The organism is Burkholderia sp. WSM2232, from assembly GCF_000472545.1.
Classification (GTDB): Bacteria; Pseudomonadota; Gammaproteobacteria; order Burkholderiales; family Burkholderiaceae; genus Paraburkholderia.
The window spans coordinates 219304-234976 of sequence record NZ_AWZV01000007.1 but is presented as its reverse complement, the minus strand read 5'-3'; the positions used below and the strand labels follow the sequence as shown (position 1 = coordinate 234976).

General features: G+C 63.6%; 16 protein-coding genes. 7 read left to right on the top strand and 9 right to left on the bottom strand.

Annotated features, from left to right (window positions below):
- Window positions 1-20: 20 nt before the first annotated feature.
- Both F757_RS0107590 and F757_RS0107585 read right to left on the bottom strand, forming a co-directional pair.
- Complete coding sequence (locus F757_RS0107590) at window positions 21-1706, bottom strand: ATP-dependent DNA ligase (protein WP_027210891.1); 1686 nt, start codon at window positions 1704-1706, stop codon at window positions 21-23.
- Window positions 1703-2872: a ligase-associated DNA damage response exonuclease gene (locus F757_RS0107585; RefSeq protein ID WP_027210890.1), complete on the bottom strand. Its 1170-nt coding sequence runs from the start codon at window positions 2870-2872 to the stop codon at window positions 1703-1705. The genes F757_RS0107590 and F757_RS0107585 overlap by 4 nt, the downstream gene beginning before the upstream one ends.
- Before the next feature lie 201 nt (window positions 2873-3073).
- On the opposite strand from F757_RS0107585, the gene F757_RS0107580 reads away from it, so the two are divergent.
- The 3 genes from F757_RS0107580 (at window position 3074) to F757_RS0107570 (ending at window position 6449) form a co-directional block, all read left to right on the top strand.
- On the top strand, window positions 3074-3976 hold the full coding sequence (locus F757_RS0107580; protein WP_027210889.1) for a YihY/virulence factor BrkB family protein: 903 nt from the start codon (window positions 3074-3076) through the stop codon (window positions 3974-3976).
- Window positions 3977-4153: 177 nt separating this feature from the next.
- Window positions 4154-5248 carry a cell division protein ZapE gene (gene zapE, locus F757_RS0107575; protein WP_027210888.1) on the top strand — a complete coding sequence of 365 codons (1095 nt, stop codon included), beginning with the start codon at window positions 4154-4156 and terminating at the stop codon, window positions 5246-5248.
- A 115-nt stretch (window positions 5249-5363) separates the two neighbouring features.
- Window positions 5364-6449 carry a hypothetical protein gene (locus F757_RS0107570; RefSeq protein WP_027210887.1) on the top strand — a complete coding sequence of 362 codons (1086 nt, stop codon included), beginning with the start codon at window positions 5364-5366 and terminating at the stop codon, window positions 6447-6449.
- A 29-nt stretch (window positions 6450-6478) separates the two neighbouring features.
- On the opposite strand, the gene tkt is transcribed toward F757_RS0107570, so the two are convergent.
- The 4 genes from tkt to F757_RS0107550 all read right to left on the bottom strand — a co-directional run bounded on the left by tkt (window position 6479) and on the right by F757_RS0107550 (window position 10148).
- Entirely contained in the window at window positions 6479-8563 is a 2085-nt protein-coding gene (gene tkt / locus F757_RS0107565) for a transketolase (protein ID WP_027210886.1), read from the bottom strand.
- Window positions 8564-8781: 218 nt separating this feature from the next.
- A complete protein-coding gene (locus F757_RS0107560) occupies window positions 8782-9327 on the bottom strand; it encodes a cupin domain-containing protein (protein WP_027210885.1) in 546 nt (181 codons plus the stop codon).
- 279 nt (window positions 9328-9606) lie between these two features.
- Window positions 9607-9777, bottom strand: coding sequence for a hypothetical protein (locus F757_RS36095; protein WP_006047046.1), 171 nt, complete (start codon window positions 9775-9777; stop codon window positions 9607-9609).
- A 26-nt stretch (window positions 9778-9803) separates the two neighbouring features.
- A complete protein-coding gene (locus tag F757_RS0107550) occupies window positions 9804-10148 on the bottom strand; it encodes a hypothetical protein (RefSeq protein WP_156923553.1) in 345 nt (114 codons plus the stop codon).
- A gap of 279 nt (window positions 10149-10427) precedes the next feature.
- Between F757_RS0107550 and F757_RS0107545 the strand changes: the two genes are divergently transcribed.
- Entirely contained in the window at window positions 10428-10664 is a 237-nt protein-coding gene (locus F757_RS0107545) for a hypothetical protein (RefSeq protein ID WP_027210883.1), read from the top strand.
- A 66-nt stretch (window positions 10665-10730) separates the two neighbouring features.
- Here F757_RS0107545 and F757_RS0107540 read toward each other — a convergent pair whose 3' ends face one another.
- A complete protein-coding gene (locus F757_RS0107540) occupies window positions 10731-10976 on the bottom strand; it encodes a DUF6723 family protein (protein WP_013341193.1) in 246 nt (81 codons plus the stop codon).
- Window positions 10977-11193: 217 nt separating this feature from the next.
- Between F757_RS0107540 and F757_RS0107535 the strand changes: the two genes are divergently transcribed.
- Complete coding sequence (locus tag F757_RS0107535) at window positions 11194-11409, top strand: hypothetical protein (RefSeq protein ID WP_027210882.1); 216 nt, start codon at window positions 11194-11196, stop codon at window positions 11407-11409.
- A gap of 128 nt (window positions 11410-11537) precedes the next feature.
- Here the strand turns inward: F757_RS0107535 and F757_RS0107530 are convergent, their stop codons facing one another.
- Window positions 11538-12644: a porin gene (locus F757_RS0107530; RefSeq protein WP_035466458.1), complete on the bottom strand. Its 1107-nt coding sequence runs from the start codon at window positions 12642-12644 to the stop codon at window positions 11538-11540.
- A 190-nt stretch (window positions 12645-12834) separates the two neighbouring features.
- The gene (locus tag F757_RS0107525) at window positions 12835-13515 is read right to left on the bottom strand and encodes a MarC family protein (RefSeq protein ID WP_027210880.1); all 681 of its coding nucleotides are present in this window, start codon (window positions 13513-13515) and stop codon (window positions 12835-12837) included.
- A 372-nt stretch (window positions 13516-13887) separates the two neighbouring features.
- On the opposite strand from F757_RS0107525, the gene F757_RS0107520 reads away from it, so the two are divergent.
- Together F757_RS0107520 and F757_RS0107515 are read left to right on the top strand one after the other, a co-directional pair.
- Window positions 13888-14103 (top strand): DUF3311 domain-containing protein, encoded by a 216-nt coding sequence (locus tag F757_RS0107520; protein ID WP_027210879.1) that lies wholly within the window; start codon window positions 13888-13890, stop codon window positions 14101-14103.
- Window positions 14100-15572 carry a sodium:solute symporter family protein gene (locus tag F757_RS0107515; RefSeq protein WP_027210878.1) on the top strand — a complete coding sequence of 491 codons (1473 nt, stop codon included), beginning with the start codon at window positions 14100-14102 and terminating at the stop codon, window positions 15570-15572. The genes F757_RS0107520 and F757_RS0107515 overlap by 4 nt, the downstream gene beginning before the upstream one ends.
- Window positions 15573-15673 lie beyond the last annotated feature (101 nt).

The following is a 15673-nucleotide window of genomic DNA, read 5'->3' as shown; positions in this document are numbered from 1 at the left end:
ATTCTGAATGACAGCGACGTTCAAGCCGCCCGATCGTCAATGAAACCTTTCAGCATCGCGAGCGTATCGGCGTCGTCGATATGCTTGTCCGTGCGCCAGCGCAGCATGCGCGGAAAGCGCACGGCCACGCCGGACTTGTGGCGCGAACTCGCCTGAATGCCCTCGAAGCCGATTTCGAATACGAGTGTCGGCGTGACACTGCGCACCGGTCCGAACTTCTCGATCGTAGTCTTGCGCACGATTGCGTCAACCTGGCGCATTTCCTCATCGGTAAGACCCGAATAGGCCTTGGCGAACGGCACAAGCGTGCGAACCCCGTTGGCTTCGTTCCACACTGCGAAGGTGAAATCGGTGTACAGGCTTGCGCGGCGGCCATGTCCGCGTTGTGCATAAACCAGTACTGCGTCTACTGCATAAGGATCGATCTTCCATTTCCACCATGTGCCGGACGCTTTCGTGCGGCCCACCCCGTACAGCGACTCGCGCTCTTTCAGCATCAGCCCTTCGACGCCGCGTGCGCGGCTCTCGTCACGAAGCGCGGCAAGTGCCTGCCAGTCGGCACCGCAAACGAGCGGCGAAACGCGCAGCAGATCGCGTGCGGGCGGGTTGTCGAGCGACACAGCAAGCGAGTCCAGACGCGCGCGCCGCTCGGCGAGCGGCGTCATGCGCAGGTCCTCGCCATGTGCTTCCAGCAGATCGTAGGCAAGCAATGCGGCCGGCGAGTCAGCGAGGACTTTTTTGGTCAGCGTCTTGCGCGCAATGCGCGGTTGCAGCCGCGCGAACGGCAACGGCGCGGCAGCGCCAGGTTCCCACGCGAGAATTTCACCGTCGATCACGAAACCGTCCGGCAGCACGTCGCCGAGCGCGGCGACTTCGGGAAAGCGATCGGTAATCAGGTCCTCGCCGCGCGACCACAACCACACTCGTCCCGCCCGCTTGACGAGTTGCGCGCGAATGCCGTCCCACTTCCATTCAATCAGCCAGCGTGCCGGATCGCCCAGTGTCCCCGGTTCGGCCTGCAGTGGATGCGCGAGAAAAAACGGATACGGCAAGCCAAGATCGCTGTCGTGACGCTCTATCGCACGCTGCGCGTCGTCACCCGCAGCATCGGCCGCCTCGGGCGCGATGAGCCGCAAATAACGCGCGGCGTCTGGCTTTTGCCGTGAATCGGTCCATCCGACCATGCGCTGCGCAATGCGCTTGTGATCAATGCCCGCCACCTCGGCCAGCGCGCGCACCACCAGTTGCCGCGCGACGCCCACGCGAAAGCCGCCGCCAATCAGCTTGGTGAGCAGAAAACGACCACTCCAGTCGAGTTCGTCCCAATAGCTGAAAAGACGCGGGCGCAACTCTTCGGGCGCGAGACCGCGCAAGGGCAGCACGCGCTGCTCGATCCACTGTGTCAGTCCGAGTTCGGAGTTGCGTTGCGCGGGCGGCAGAATATGCGCGATGGTCTCCGCAAGATCGCCCACTGCGTGATAGGACTCCTCGAATAGCCATGCGGGCAAGCCCGCGCGTTCGCGTGCGAACTCAGTGAGCAGGCGCGTAGGCACCGACTGCCGCGGCTTGCCGCCCGCCAGAAAGTACGACGCCCATGCCGCGTCTTCAGGCTCGGCTACGGAGAAGTAGCTGGTGAGCGCCTCCAGTTTGTCATGCGTGGAGGTGGTCGCGTCGAGCGCGGTATAGAGAGCAGCGAAGCGCTTCATGAACGGCTCGCGGTGTCGTCCAGCTCGGCAGCGGGGGCTTCGTTGCTTTGGTGAGGCGCGACGCTTTCTTGTGCAACGGCGCCTTGTGCAGCCGTGTCAGTGTCAGCCCCGCCGAGTGCGTCCGCTTCGACGGTATCGTCGCCATATTGCGTCGCGAAAGCGCCGGCCTCAAGGCCCTGCTCGCGCAGCCAGCGCACCATCGGCTCGACAGAACCATGTGTGACGATCACACGCTCTGCGCCGCTCGCGTGAATCGCCGTTTGCAGTGCGGGCCAATCCGCATGATCGGAAAGCACGAAGCCGCGGTCGACGCCGCGTCTGCGGCGCGCGCCACGCAAGCGCATCCAGCCCGACGCGAACGCGTCGCTATAGTCGCCGAAGCGTCTGAGCCACGCGCTGCCCTGCGCCGAGGGCGGCGCGACAATCAGCGCCTCTTTGAACACGGCCTTGTCTTTCGGCGCAATTTCGCTGACGAGCCGTATCGGCGGCAAGTGCACACCGGCCTCGCGATACGCGCGATTGAGCGGCTCCACTGCGCCATGGCAGAAGATCGGCCCGATGGCCGCGTCGACGCTCGCAAGAACGCGCTGCGCCTTGCCGAACGAATAGCAGAACAGGACCGATGCGCGGCCTTGGGCGGCGTTGTGACGCCACCATGAGTCCACGCCATCGAACACGCTTTGCGGCGGGTCCCAACGGTAGATCGGCAGACCGAAAGTGGATTCGGTGATAAACGTGTCGCAACGCACCGGCTCAAATGCATCGCACGTGGGATCGGGGTCGAGCTTGTAGTCGCCGGAAGCGACCCACGCGCGGCCACGGTGCTCGATGCGCAGTTGCGCGGAACCCAGTACATGTCCCGCCGGATGCAGCGACACGGTCACGCCGTTAATGTCGAGCCGCTCGCCGTATGCAAGCGTTTGCAGCGAGATGTCAGGCAGGCGCGAGAGCAGCACGTTCGCCCCCGCGCGCGACGCCAGATAATGCCGATGCCCGAAGCGGGCGTGATCCGAATGGGCATGCGTAATCACGGCGCGCTCGACCGGCTGCCACGGATCGATATAAAAATCGCCCGGCGGACAATACAAACCCTCTGGCCGTGCAATCACGAGGTCCCCGGGGCCGGCATGGTCCGCTGCGATATTCGATGCTGGTTCGAATGCCATGTTGCACGTAAGGAAGCAAAGCCTATTCCCGGCGGTGCTGGCGCGGCCGGAAGCAATGCGTGAGAGGTTACGCCCGCCGCTTTGCGACCTGTTTGAACAACGCCGCTTCGGGCATGGCGGCATTCTTGCTTGCCCCGGATGTAAAGCGCGTAGGTATGCGCCGCCCGCCGGCGGCCCGCGACCCGCGCGTGGCGAGGCCCCATGCACTTCATCATCGATCGGCGCACGCGTTACGTCGCACAACATCCCGGCCGCTTCACGCTCGAAACGTTGAAGGCTTTCCGCGCGAACCAGGGGCTGCTGCTCGCCGGCGCGGTCGCCTATTACGCGCTGCTTTCCATCGTGCCGCTGATGATACTGATCGTCATTGCACTGTCGCGCGTCGTGCCGCAGCATGTTTTGCTGCCCGCCCTGGGGCACCTCTTGCAGTGGCTCGTGCCTGGCCAGTCGCGCGCGCTCGTGCATGAATTGGCCAATTTTCTCGCCCATCGCGCGGTGATCGGCTGGGTGCTGTTTGTCACGATGCTGTTCTTCAGTTCGCTTGCCTTCACGGTGCTGGAAAACGCGATGTCGCTGATCTTCGTTCATCGCGTGGCCATCAGGCGGCGCCACTTCCTGCTTTCCGCGCTGCTGCCATATTGCTACATCCTGTTTCTCGGCGTCGGGGCGCTCATTGTTACCGTCGTGTCGAGCGGACTCGAGGCGGTAGGCGCAGAAGGCTTCGACTTCTTCGGCACGTATGTTTCGCTGCAGGGCCCTTCGCGCGTGCTGCTGTACCTGCTCGGCCTGGCAGGCGAGATTTTCGTGTTGACGTCGATCTATATGGTGATGCCGGTCGGGCGGCCATCCATCAAACACGCGCTGTTTGGCGGCATTGTCGCCGCCGTGTTGTGGGAGATCACGCGGCACGTGCTGGTGTGGTACTTCGCCACGCTTTCCCAAGTCAGCGTGGTCTACGGGTCGCTCACCATGGCGATCGTCATTCTGTTCAGCCTGGAGTGGCTTGCGACATTGCTGCTGTTCGGTGCGCAGGTGATCGCGCAATATGAGCGCTTCGGGCTCGAGCCACAAGGCGCGCCGAAGCAGCCCATCAAGACCGGCTGAGCCGTGCCACCGGCGCACGCCGCTGGCAGGTCCCAGGCGCGGCCGATGGCGCGCGGTTGCAAACGCCTGCGGTAACATGGCGCGCATCGTGTCCGCCCTGCGGCACGCAACAGGACCGCACAATGAGCACCGTTCAGCGCACACGCGTCAACCACTGTCTGCATAGGGCCGCAACGTATGCTTGACGAAGCGCTGGTCGCAGGCAAACTCGCCGAGCGCGGTCTCGTTCCCGATGCCAGGCAACGCGCTGCAATCGCGGCGCTCGTCGCACTGTTCGTTACGCCTCGCGGCGGCAGTAACCCGCGCTACCCGCGCTATCAGGGCGTTTATTGCCACGGACTGCCGGGACGCGGCAAGAGCCTCGTGGTCGATACCGTGTTCGACCTGGCGGAAGGCCGCAAGCGGCGGCTGCACTTTCACGAATTTCTGCGCGAGATGAATCAGCGCCTCGTGAACGAACCGCGCGGCGACGACCGGCTCGGCTCGGTGTCCAGACAATGGCTCGACGGTATCGAGCTGTTGTGCTTCGACGAATTCCACGTGCATGATATTGCCGATGCTTTTCTGATGGGCCGTTTTCTCGACACGGCTATCAAACTCGGCACGCGCATCATGCTGACATCGAACTATGCGCCGGACAGCCTGCTTTCCGACCCGGAGTTTCATGAGCGTTTCGTGCCCACCATCGAGCAGATCAAACAGCATTTTTGCGTGATTCATTTCGACGGCGCGCGCGACTATCGTTTCGGCGGCGAGGCGCATCCTTCGCCGCGCTTTTTCTCGCCGCTCGACGCAGCAACCAGCAACGCCCTGCGTGACGTCTTCCTGCGCCATGAGAGCAGCGGCGCGCTGCAAGCGACCAAGGTCAGCGCCGCGGGCCGTCCGCTGATTGCGCGCGCCGTGGGTGCGGCCATGCTGTGGGCCGACTTCGAAGCGCTGTGCGTGCAGAGCCGCTCGCATCTGGACTACCTGGACCTCGCCGAGCGCTGGCACGGCTTCATTGTCGACAACGTGCACACCGCGTGGCTGAGCCGGTCGCACACGCTGCAGCGGCTCGTGTGGCTCGTCGATATTCTTTACGATCGCAAGCGTGCGCTCTTCATTGCGTCGGATCAGCCGGTTCACGCTGCATTGCGCGGCCTCGAAGGTGCGCATGATCTGTCGAGGACACTGAGCCGTCTCGCGGAAATGGAATCGCGCACGTACCGCAATACGCTCGACGATGCGCTCCGCGAGTCGGCGCCGAGCGGGAGCGGGACTTCGCGCGAGTAGTCAAGCGCGAGACCTGGCACGAGCTACGCACTCGCCGCTGAAGCGGGAATGCACCGTGCTACCGCCGTGCAGACGACTCAATCTTCAGCGGATTAGCCTCCCGGCCCTCTTCACGATGATCAGAACCGCTTCGCTCGCCGCCGCGCTCTGCGCGGCCTGTCTTTCTTCTGCCTGCGTGCATGTCGGACCTTCGCGCCTGAAAGCCGATCAGGTCGATTACGCTCGCGCACTCGGCGACGCGAAAAAGCGCGAGATTCTCGCAGCCGTGGTAGGCCTGCGCTATGGCGATGCGCCCGCCTTTCTGACCGTCAGCAACATCATTGCGGCCTATACGTTCGATGCGAGCGGCGGCGCGACCGCCAACGCAGGCTCCGGCAGCCAGCCCAACTATGCGCTTGCCACCGGCAGCGTGTCGTATTCGAACCATCCCACCTTTACTTTCACGCCGACTACCGGCGAAGCGTTCGCCTCCGCCTATATCCGGCCGCTCGCGCCCGCGCTCGTGCTGCCGCTCGCCGAGGGCGGCATTCCGATCGACCTGCTGCTGCGCATTACCGCGCAATCCGTGGGCGGCTTGCAGAACGGCAACGCGCTCGGCGGAGAAAACAGCGCCGGCGCCCCGGGCTTTTTCGAATTGCTGCGCGCATTGCGGCGCTTGCAACTCGCGGGCGAGCTGAACGTGGAGTCGCGCAAGGTGGGCGAGAAAAACGACCAGATGAGCGTGTTTCTCGTCATGGGCGCCACCACCAGCGGCGACTCGCCGCAAATCAGCGCCGATGTCGCGCGCGTGCGCAAGCTGCTGCATCTTTCATCGAACACGCGCAGCTACGAAATCGTGTACGGGCCTTCGTCCGCGTGGCACAAGGCCGACAAGATACCGATGGTGACGCGCTCGGTGCTCGGCATTCTGACCGATCTCGGCGCGCAGGTGCAGGTGCCGACCGAACGTATCAGCGACGGTTCGACGAAGCCGACCGTGGGCCTGATCGGCGGCGAGACGAGGCCGACCATCATCGTTCACTCCGGCAAGACGGCGCCCGACAATGCGTACGTGACGATTCCGTATGGAGCGTCGGCCTACTGGGTGGAGCGCAACGACTTCGACTCGAAATACGCATTCACGGTCGTGCAGAACCTGATGGCGCTCGCCGAGGCCGACACGAGCAACAAGGCACCTGTCGTGACGATCCCGGCGAACTGAACGACGCGATCAATGTGGCACGGGGCGCCTTACTGGCCGGCGCCCTTGGCCTGCACACGCGCAATCTGCTGCTTCGCTGCTTCGTACACGTGCTCGGGCGTGAAGCCGAATTTCTTCTGCAGATCGGCAAGCGGCGCGGAAGCGCCGAACGTGTGCATTACCACCTGGGCGCCTTGCCTGCCGACGTAGCGGTCCCAGCCGAGCGACGCGGCCTGTTCGACGGCCACGCGCGCGTCGATGTCGGGCGGCAACACGGTGTCGCGATACGCTTCGTCCTGCCGTTCGAACAGATCCCATGAAGGCATGGACACCACGCGCGCCGCAATGCCTTCGGCCTTCAGCTTCTCGTACGCGTCGACGCAGATCGAAAGCTCGCTGCCGGTGGCGAGCAGAATGACTTGCGGCTTCTGTCCGTCGGGTGCGTCGGCGAGCACATAGGCGCCCTTCTTCACGCCTTCGGCGGATGCATAGCGGCTGCGGTCCAACGTAGGCAGCGGCTGCCGCGACACGACGATGCACGCAGGACGGCGCTTTTGCGTGAGCGCGACGCGCCATGCTTGCGCCACCTCGTTCGCATCGCCCGGACGCAGCACCGTGAGCCCGGGCACACCGCGCAGCGACGCGAGCTGCTCGATCGGCTGATGCGTCGGCCCGTCTTCGCCGACACCGATCGAATCGTGCGTGAACACGTAGATCGCCTCGACCTCCATGATCGCCGACAGACGAATGGGTGGCTTCATGTAGTCGCTGAAAATCAGGAACGTCGAGCCGAAGGGCCGCAGGTTCGACAACGCGAGACCGTTGACCACCGCACCCATGCCGTGTTCGCGAATGCCGAAATGCAGATTGCGGCCACCGTAGTTGTCGTATTCGAAGCTGCCCGCGCCCTCGAATTTCAGGTTCGTTTTCGTGGACGGTGCGAGATCCGCCGCGCCGCCGATTATCCAGGGCACGCGCGCGGCAATGGCGTTCAGCACCTTGCCCGACGAGTCGCGCGAGGCCATGCCTTTCGGGTCCGCGTCGAAAGTGGGAATGTCGTTGTCCCAGCCCACCGGCAAGTCGTGCGCTTCAATCAGCGCGAATTCGCGCGACAGTTCCGGATACTGCTTGCTATAGGCGTCGTACCTGGCCTGCCATTCTTCGCGGGCCGCCTTGCCGCGCGCGCCGATGCCGGCGGCAAAGCGCTCGTGCACGCCGTCGGGCACGTAGAAAAATTTGTCTTCGGGCCAGCCGTAGAACTTCTTGGTGAGCGCCACTTCCTCCACACCGAGCGCTTCGCCGTGTGCTGCGGCGGTGTCCTGCTTGTTCGGCGCACCCCAGCCGATGATGCTGTTGACGACGATCAGCGTCGGCCTGTCCGTCACGCTCTTAGCCTCGACCAGCGCTGCTTCGAGCGCGGCCGCGTCGTTCGCGTCGTCTACATGCAGCGTGTGCCAGCGGTAGCCGCGAAAGCGGCTCTCCACGTCGTCGCTATAGGCGAGATCCGTGTGCCCTTCGATGGTCACGCGATTGCTGTCGTAGATCCAGATCAGGTTCGAGAGCTTCAGATGCCCCGCAAGCGAGGCGGCTTCGTGCGAGATGCCTTCCATCATGTCGCCGTCGCCGCACAGCGCATAGACGCGATAGTCGAAGAGGGGCGCATCCGGCTTGTTGAAGCGGTTCTCGTACCAGCGCGCCGCCATCGCCATGCCGACACTGTTGCCGAGGCCCTGGCCGAGCGGGCCCGTGGTGGTTTCGACACCCGTCGTCATCCGGTACTCCGGGTGGCCAGGCGTCTTGCTGTCGATCTGGCGGAAGCGCTCGATATCCGCGAGCGACACCGCCGGCTGGCCGGTGGGCTTGCCGTCTTCGTCGACAACCTTCACGTTCGCCAGATGCAGCAGCGAATACAGCAGCATCGACGCGTGCCCGACCGACAGCACGAAGCGGTCGCGATTGGGCCACAGCGGCTCGTCGGGGTCGTAGCGCAGATGGTTCTGCCATAGATGGTAGGCAACCGGCGCGAGCGCCATCGGCGTGCCTGGGTGGCCGGAATTGGCCTTCTGAACAGCGTCCATCGACAGTGTGCGGATCGTATTGATGCACAACTGATCGAGGGCGGGATCGTTTTGCATGGGACACTCCTTGTTCGGCCGTCAGCCACATTGCCCGCGCGCGATGCCGCGAGGGCTCTGCTCAAAACGGTATTCAACGGTATTCAGACGGTGTGCGCGGGACACAACAGATGAACAACCCGACAAGCCTTCACGATAATGCGCCGATGCGCGCAACTCTGCACGCAGCGTGACATCGTGTGGGGGTCGAGCGAAATGCCAGCAAAAGGGGCGCGGTACTAGGCCGCGTTCAGCCAGTGCTCGCATAGCGGGCCGTGCTCGCCGTCGACCGGGTCCATTCGCGGAAACGGCAAGGCTTGCATGGTCGCGAGTTCCTGCGGCGTGAGCGCTTCGCGGCGAATGTCCCACTGCTGGCCCGCCGGATAGCCGGCCACCACGCGAAAGCGGCCCTGGAACGATTGCAGGCAATGGCCTGTGCCGGCGGGCAAAAGCAGCACGTCCCCAGCGGAGATGCTCACCACCTTGCCGCCCGGACCGCCAACGATCACTTCCGCGGACCCCTCGCTCACGCCGAGCACCTCGTGCGCAGTCGAATGGAAATGGTGATAGTCGAAAATGCCGTCGCGCCATTGCGGCGGCCATTGGTTGCGCGCGAACAGCACTTCGAACGCGGCCGCCACGTCGCCGATGGCGGGGTCGACAGCCTGCCGGTAAATCACGACCGGCAGCTTGCGATTGTTCGGTACCCAGTCGTGCGGTTCGAGCATGAAGGCTTCGTACTCGGTCTGCATCGCGTCGAATGCGTGCTTCGATTCCTGCTGCATGTCTGGCTCCTGTGCGTGGGGCGCCCTGCCGCATGCGTGAAACGGCAACCGGCGATCTTGCACTGCCGCATAAAGCGCGCCCGCCCGGCTGGCGGCGGCGCTGGCGGCCCCGCTGAAGGCCCGACTGGTGGCCCTGCAGGTGACCGCTTGTGGCCGCACGGGTCGCTTCGCCGGTGACCGCGCTAGTGGCCACGCTGGCGCCCTCCTGGAGAGCAACCAGGCCCGCTGCGGGGCGTCGCGCCGCGCAGGCACGCCACCGCTCGCGCATACGCGAAACGCTCAGCCGCCGCCTATGCCCTGCAGCACTTTGCCGGTGCCGCCGCACACGGTGCACTGCTTTCCCTCCACCTTGCCGGTGCCGTGGCAGGCGCGGCAAATGTCTTCACCAACGCCGGGTGCGTCGGGGGGCGCTTCATCGCCCGGGTTCAGGGGTTCGTTGTCCTGTTGCATGTGTCTCTCCGTTCGTTTCGACGTAGTCAGTTCTTGTGCGACGCACGGCCACCACCGCCCGCGGGCTCGCCATGCGCGCCTGTACCTAGCGGAACCTCGGCGGTCTGCTCGGGATGCTGGTTCGAGCGCGGCGGGTTCGTCTGTTGATCGACGCCGGTCTGCACGACCGGCTCGATGCCGAGCGGGCTCGGTTCGACGTAATGGGTGCCGCTCGGCCGGTTGCGCGCCTTCACTTCAGCGGTCGGTTCGGCAGCGCTGCTATTCGCGCGGGTAGTGGCGGACTGCGAGTCCGCTTGGGTGTCGCGCTGTGCATCGGGGCGCGTGTCGGGCTTTGTATCAGCGTGCGATTCGGGCTGCATTCCGGGCTGCATGGTTCTCTCCTTTTATCGGCTACGCCTGTGTCGCAGCAACATACGGACCCCAACGGTCGACTCCCATGGCTAACAGCGCTTTGCGGTCTGGCAGCAGCCGCGTTCACGCCTACAACTACCCATGCTTCGCCGCCCTACAAGCTGCTTCATCCATGAACGACGCATGCATTCGCGCATTCAAGGAGCGTGCTGCCCGCACGCATCGGACATTCATTGGGCACGTCCATTGCGTGCTCAACGCTGAAGCTTCGGATTCATCTTTGTAAAAAGGAGCGCCTCATGTCAGTCACGACCATTCGCGTGTCCGATACGGAAGTTCAGGTCGAACGAACCCTTTACACGTTCGCGCAAAAGAGCGATGCGGACGCATTCGCGCAGTGCGTAGTGAACGATTCCATCGACGCCTGCTATCGCAACCATCCGCCTCTGTCGGCACGGCCCACGGTGCCCGACGAGCACCCCGACGATCCCAATCGCGGCAGCACGATTTCTCCCTCGCTCGGCGGTATGCCCTGAGCGCAAAGCGAGGTTCCTCGTTGCTGCACGAGCGCGCCGCCTCGCAATGCTGAGCGCGCGCCGCAGTCACTTCTCCGGCGAAGCGCGGTCGGCCGCCACGATCTGCTTGCCGTACTCGATGGCGGCGCGCCGCGCTTCATCGGCGGTCTCATAGGGGCCGATCTCCGGCGCACCGTCGAATGGAAAAAGAATCCTCCTGTCCGCTTTGCGGAGGACCTTCAGTCCACCTACATAACGGCCGTCGCCTGTTCCGTGATAGCTGGCGAAAATCTCGAACTCGTCGTCAGCAACGTCGGCCTTGTGTCGCGCCATTTCGTGTTTCCCTGTGCCTGTATTTCCGGTGCTCGACCAAGCACCCCACGCTCTTCCGTGCCATGCCATGTGCATTGCGCGTGATCGAACGGAGCAACGGCCGTTCCACATGGGAATGCCGCTACGCGAAAGGCGATGGAGGGATCAAAGAGGGATCAAAGGGCATGCGCATTGCGCGCAGGAGAACCCAGCAGGAACACAAAAAGTGGAGATTACGATGACCCTGTCAAACACTTGCGGCGCAGCGGCGCATGTGATGCACACGCCGACGCCACCGGAGATTGACCCTGAAGCGCCGCCGGCCCCGAACATCGATCCGGATCCGCCGCCCGCTCCCGACGACGACCCAGGCGGCGCGCCGCCTGGTGCGCCCGAAGGCGACCCGCCCGCAACCCCGCCGCCAGTGCATGCGCTGCAGCGTGCGCGGCACTGAAGCGCAACCCGCGCGAAACTCGAGCGGAGCGATACACGGTCGGCGCGCACACGGCGGTCTCAATTCCGATCTGATGCAATCGCGATCGGATGCAGTTGCAATCGCCGCGTGAATCCGCGCCGCGCGAATCAGAACTGATGCAGCATGCCGACGTAAGCGCCGGTCTGCGACTCGCCCACCAGCGGGTTCGTGTTGTTCGTCGCATCGCGCGGCGACGCCTGCAGTGAGAAATTGGCGTTGCCGCTGTTGCGCACGTAGCCGACGGTGCCGTAAACGAAGGTGCGCTTCGAGAGGTTATAAGTGGTGCCGAGCACGTACATCATCGCGTGACCGGAAGGGTCATGCGCGGTGTCGCCCGCGCCGTCGCCGACCTTCACGTAGTAGCCGCCAGCGGTCACGGCCCAGCGCGGCTGGACAGTGTAGGTGGCGCCGAGCCAGTAGTGGTCCGCGGTATCGGCAACGCCAGCCGGTGAGTCCGGCGCGGAGTAATGGGTATAGGCGCCCTGAATTTTCACCGCATCGAAATGCACGTTCGCGCCCACAAAGTATTCACGCGAGCTCTGGAAGATGTTCGAGAAACGCCCATTGCTGTCGCGCAGTTCGTCGTAAATGCCGCGTACGTCGAAGAGCTGCGAATGATAGGTCAGCATGATGCCGTCCGAACGGCCGAACTCGCCGCTCGCGCCGCTGTTGAAGGCACCGGGCTGGTTGCCGAATGCGTATTGCGCCTGCACGTCGAAGCCCCAGAACACCGGGCTGTGATATTCGACGTTGTTGCTGGTCTGCTGCCAGTTCCGCCCGCGCACAAGCGACGCCGAGGAAAACGCCTGCTGCACGAACGGGTCGAATTCCCACACGCCGTCGCTGTCGATAAACAGATTGCGGCCCGCTTGCAGCGTGCCCCATTGCTGGCTGCTGAGGCCGACGAACGCGCGGCGTGACCAGAGCCGTCCGCCGCTCGTGGTGCCGTCCATTACCTGCAAGCCGGTTTCCAGGTTGAAGATTGCCTTCAGGCCGCCGCCCAGGTCCTCGGTGCCCTTCAGGCCGAGCATGCTCGTGCCCCAGTCGCCGCCTTCGGCGCGCCAGCGGCTCGAGCTTGCGCCCGTGCCGTTGTCGATATGATTCATGTATTCGATGCCGGCATCGAGGCGGCCATAGAGCGTCACGCTCGTTTGGCCATAGGCCAGGGGGCTCGCCAACGCGAGCGCGGCCACCAGTTTTGTATGTCGTCTCATTGTCTCGCCATCCGTTCTTGTGACGTTTGTTATGCGCATTCTTCGGGCGCGGTATGGGCACAGCAGGCGCAGGTGAACTCCACGCATTGCCGCCGAACTATAGGCGATGCGCCGCCCACCCACTATCCGTTTCGCGCAATAGATTCTTGCGAGGTGCGCACGCGCTTCAGCCCGACGCGCGAGCCGCACTTCACCGGCCTGACGCGGGCTGCATCGTCGCGATGGGAATCAGAAATTCGGAGAAGCCGGTCAGCATGATCTGCACGCCAATGCACAGCAGCAGAAACGACGAGACCCGCATGGCGACTTTGGTGCCTTCTGCGCCGAGGTATCGCGCAAACACGACCGAGCGGCTATAGACCAGGTAGACGGTCAGCGCCACCGCGAGCGAGATCACGACCGACGCAATGCCCGACAGTACGAACTCCGAGAGCTTATGGGTACGGTTGGCGGTCAGCGCAACGGCGGTGGCGATCGAACCCGGCCCGGTAGTCAATGGAATGGTCAGCGGGAAGAACGCCCTTGACTTCGCGTTTTCCGCGTCCACACGCTTGACGCCCGGCTGTTCGGCGGGCTGCGTGTCGGGCGCATTCAGCATCTGCCAGCCGCCCACCGCGACGGCCAGCCCGCCGCCGATTCGCAACGCCTCCATTGAAATGCCGAAGAAATGCAGAATCGGCGTTCCGATGAAAAACGCCACCAGCAGCACGCAGACGACATTGATCGCGATCTTCCGCGCGAGGGCCGTGCGCTCTTCGGTCGTCAAAGAAGCGGTACGGTCAAGAAAAACAAAAGCAACGCCAATCGGGTTGATGATGCTGATCAGTCCCGTGAAGCCAAACAGAATGTCTGCGATCAGACTTTCGACCATATGCGATCCGTGTCGGGCGGCGCTCCGGCAAGCCGACTGCCATGCGGTGAGCGCGCCGCGCCGTGTAGTTGAACTGGAGGCGCCGCGTGTTCCCAGCCTGCGCGCCCCGCCTGGCCAGAATCATATCGCGGCGCGATATAAAGCCGTAAAAAGGGACCGGGCCGCTCAACAGGTGCTGCGCGCGCCGGGCGTCGAGCTCGCGGATTGCAATGCAACAGGCGCAGGCAGAAAAGAGCGCCGATCGATGCGCACGCAACTTTCAACCAGCCTACAGTTTTTTGAACTGCTTTACGGAACGCAAGCATCAGGCATACAGTCGCCAGCGAAGCTGCACTTTCAACGAGACGTACTCACAGTTCGAGGAGTTGCCCCATGTTGCTTCGTGTACTCGCCGCGCTGCCGTTCATCGGCATTCTGCTTGGCGTTCCGTTTGTGAACCGCGTCGAGCCGCTCGTGCTCGGCATGCCGTTCGTGCTGGGCTGGATTGTCGCGTGGGTGGTGCTGAGTTCGGTCATCATGGCGATTGTCTACCGCCTTGATCCGTCGAACCGGCAGATTGCCGCCGACAGCGAGGAGGTCCGCCCATGAGCGCGCTCGTCATCATTGCAGCGATTACGCTGTTTGCGCTTTTCCTGGGCGTACGGGCAAGGCGCGGCCACGACATGAGCCTCGAACAATGGACCGTAGGCGGCCGCAGTTTCGGCACTGCCTTCGTGTTCCTGCTGATGGCCGGCGAAATCTACACCACGTTCACGTTCCTCGGCGGCAGCGGTTTTGCATATGGCAAAGGCGCACCCGTCTATTACATTCTCGCGTATGGCACGCTCGCCTACATTCTGTCGTACTGGATGCTGCCGCCCATCTGGCGTTTTGCCAAGCAGCAGCGTCTCGTGTCCCAGCCGCACTTCTTCACCCGCAAATACGACAGCCCCGCGCTCGGTACGCTCGTCGCGCTGGTCGGCGTCGCGGCGCTCATTCCCTACCTGGTTCTGCAGTTGAAGGGACTGGGCATTATCGTAGCCACGGCTTCGTATGGCGCAATTTCGTCGACCGCCGCAATCTGGATCGGCGCCGCTGTGGTCACAGCCTATGTGATCGTGTCGGGCGTGCGCGGCTCGGCGTGGAACTCGGTTGTCAAAGACCTGCTGATTCTCGCGATCGTGCTGTTCCTCGGCATCTATCTGCCGCTGCATTACTACGGCAGCCTCGGCGAGATGTTCCGTGCGATCGACGCCGCCCGCCCCGGCTTCCTCACGTTCCCGGCGAAAGGCTCCAGCGTGACCTGGTTCCAGTCCACGGTGCTGCTCACGGCGCTTGGCTTTTTCATGTGGCCGCATACGTTCGGCTCGATCTTCACGGCGAAAGACGAACGCATTTTCCGCCGTAATGCGATCGTGCTGCCGCTCTACCAGTTGATCCTGCTGTTCGTGTTCTTCGTGGGCTTCGCGGCGACGCTCAAGGTGCCGGGGCTCAAAGGCGGCGATATCGACCTGTCGCTGTTCCGCCTGTCGTTGCAGACCTTCGACCCGTGGTTCGTCGGCGTGATCGGCGCGGCCGGCATTCTGACCGCGCTGGTGCCGGGCTCGATGATCCTCACCTCGGCCTCCACGCTGCTCGCCAACGACGTCTACCGCGGCATGGTGAACCGCAATGCATCGGACGCGTCAGTCGCGAACCTCGCGCGCATTCTCGTGCCCGTTGTCGCCCTCGTTGCAGTGGCGTTCACGCTGCATGGCGGAGAAACCATCGTCGCGTTGCTATTGATGGGCTACAGCTTTGTCACGCAGCTCTTTCCCGCGGTGGTGTGCAGCCTCTTTCCGCACAATCGGGCGACGAGGCAAGGCGCGTTTTGCGGGATTCTTGCAGGCGTAGCGGTGGTGGCGATTACCACCACGATGCATCTGACGATCGGGCAATTAATGCCGTTCCTGCCCGATGCGCTCAAAGACGTGAACATCGGCTTTATTGCGCTGGCCGTGAACGTGATCGTCTTCGTGATCGTCAGTGCGATGACCCAGGGCGGGCGCGTCCAGCAGGCACAAGCGTCGGCGCCTTGAGCGCCGCGCGCGCCGCTTGAAAGCCGTCGCAATGCGACGGCTTTTTCTTTGCCGCGCGCGCACACAGCGCGTCAAAACTACATGCAAGTGCAAAAACGCCT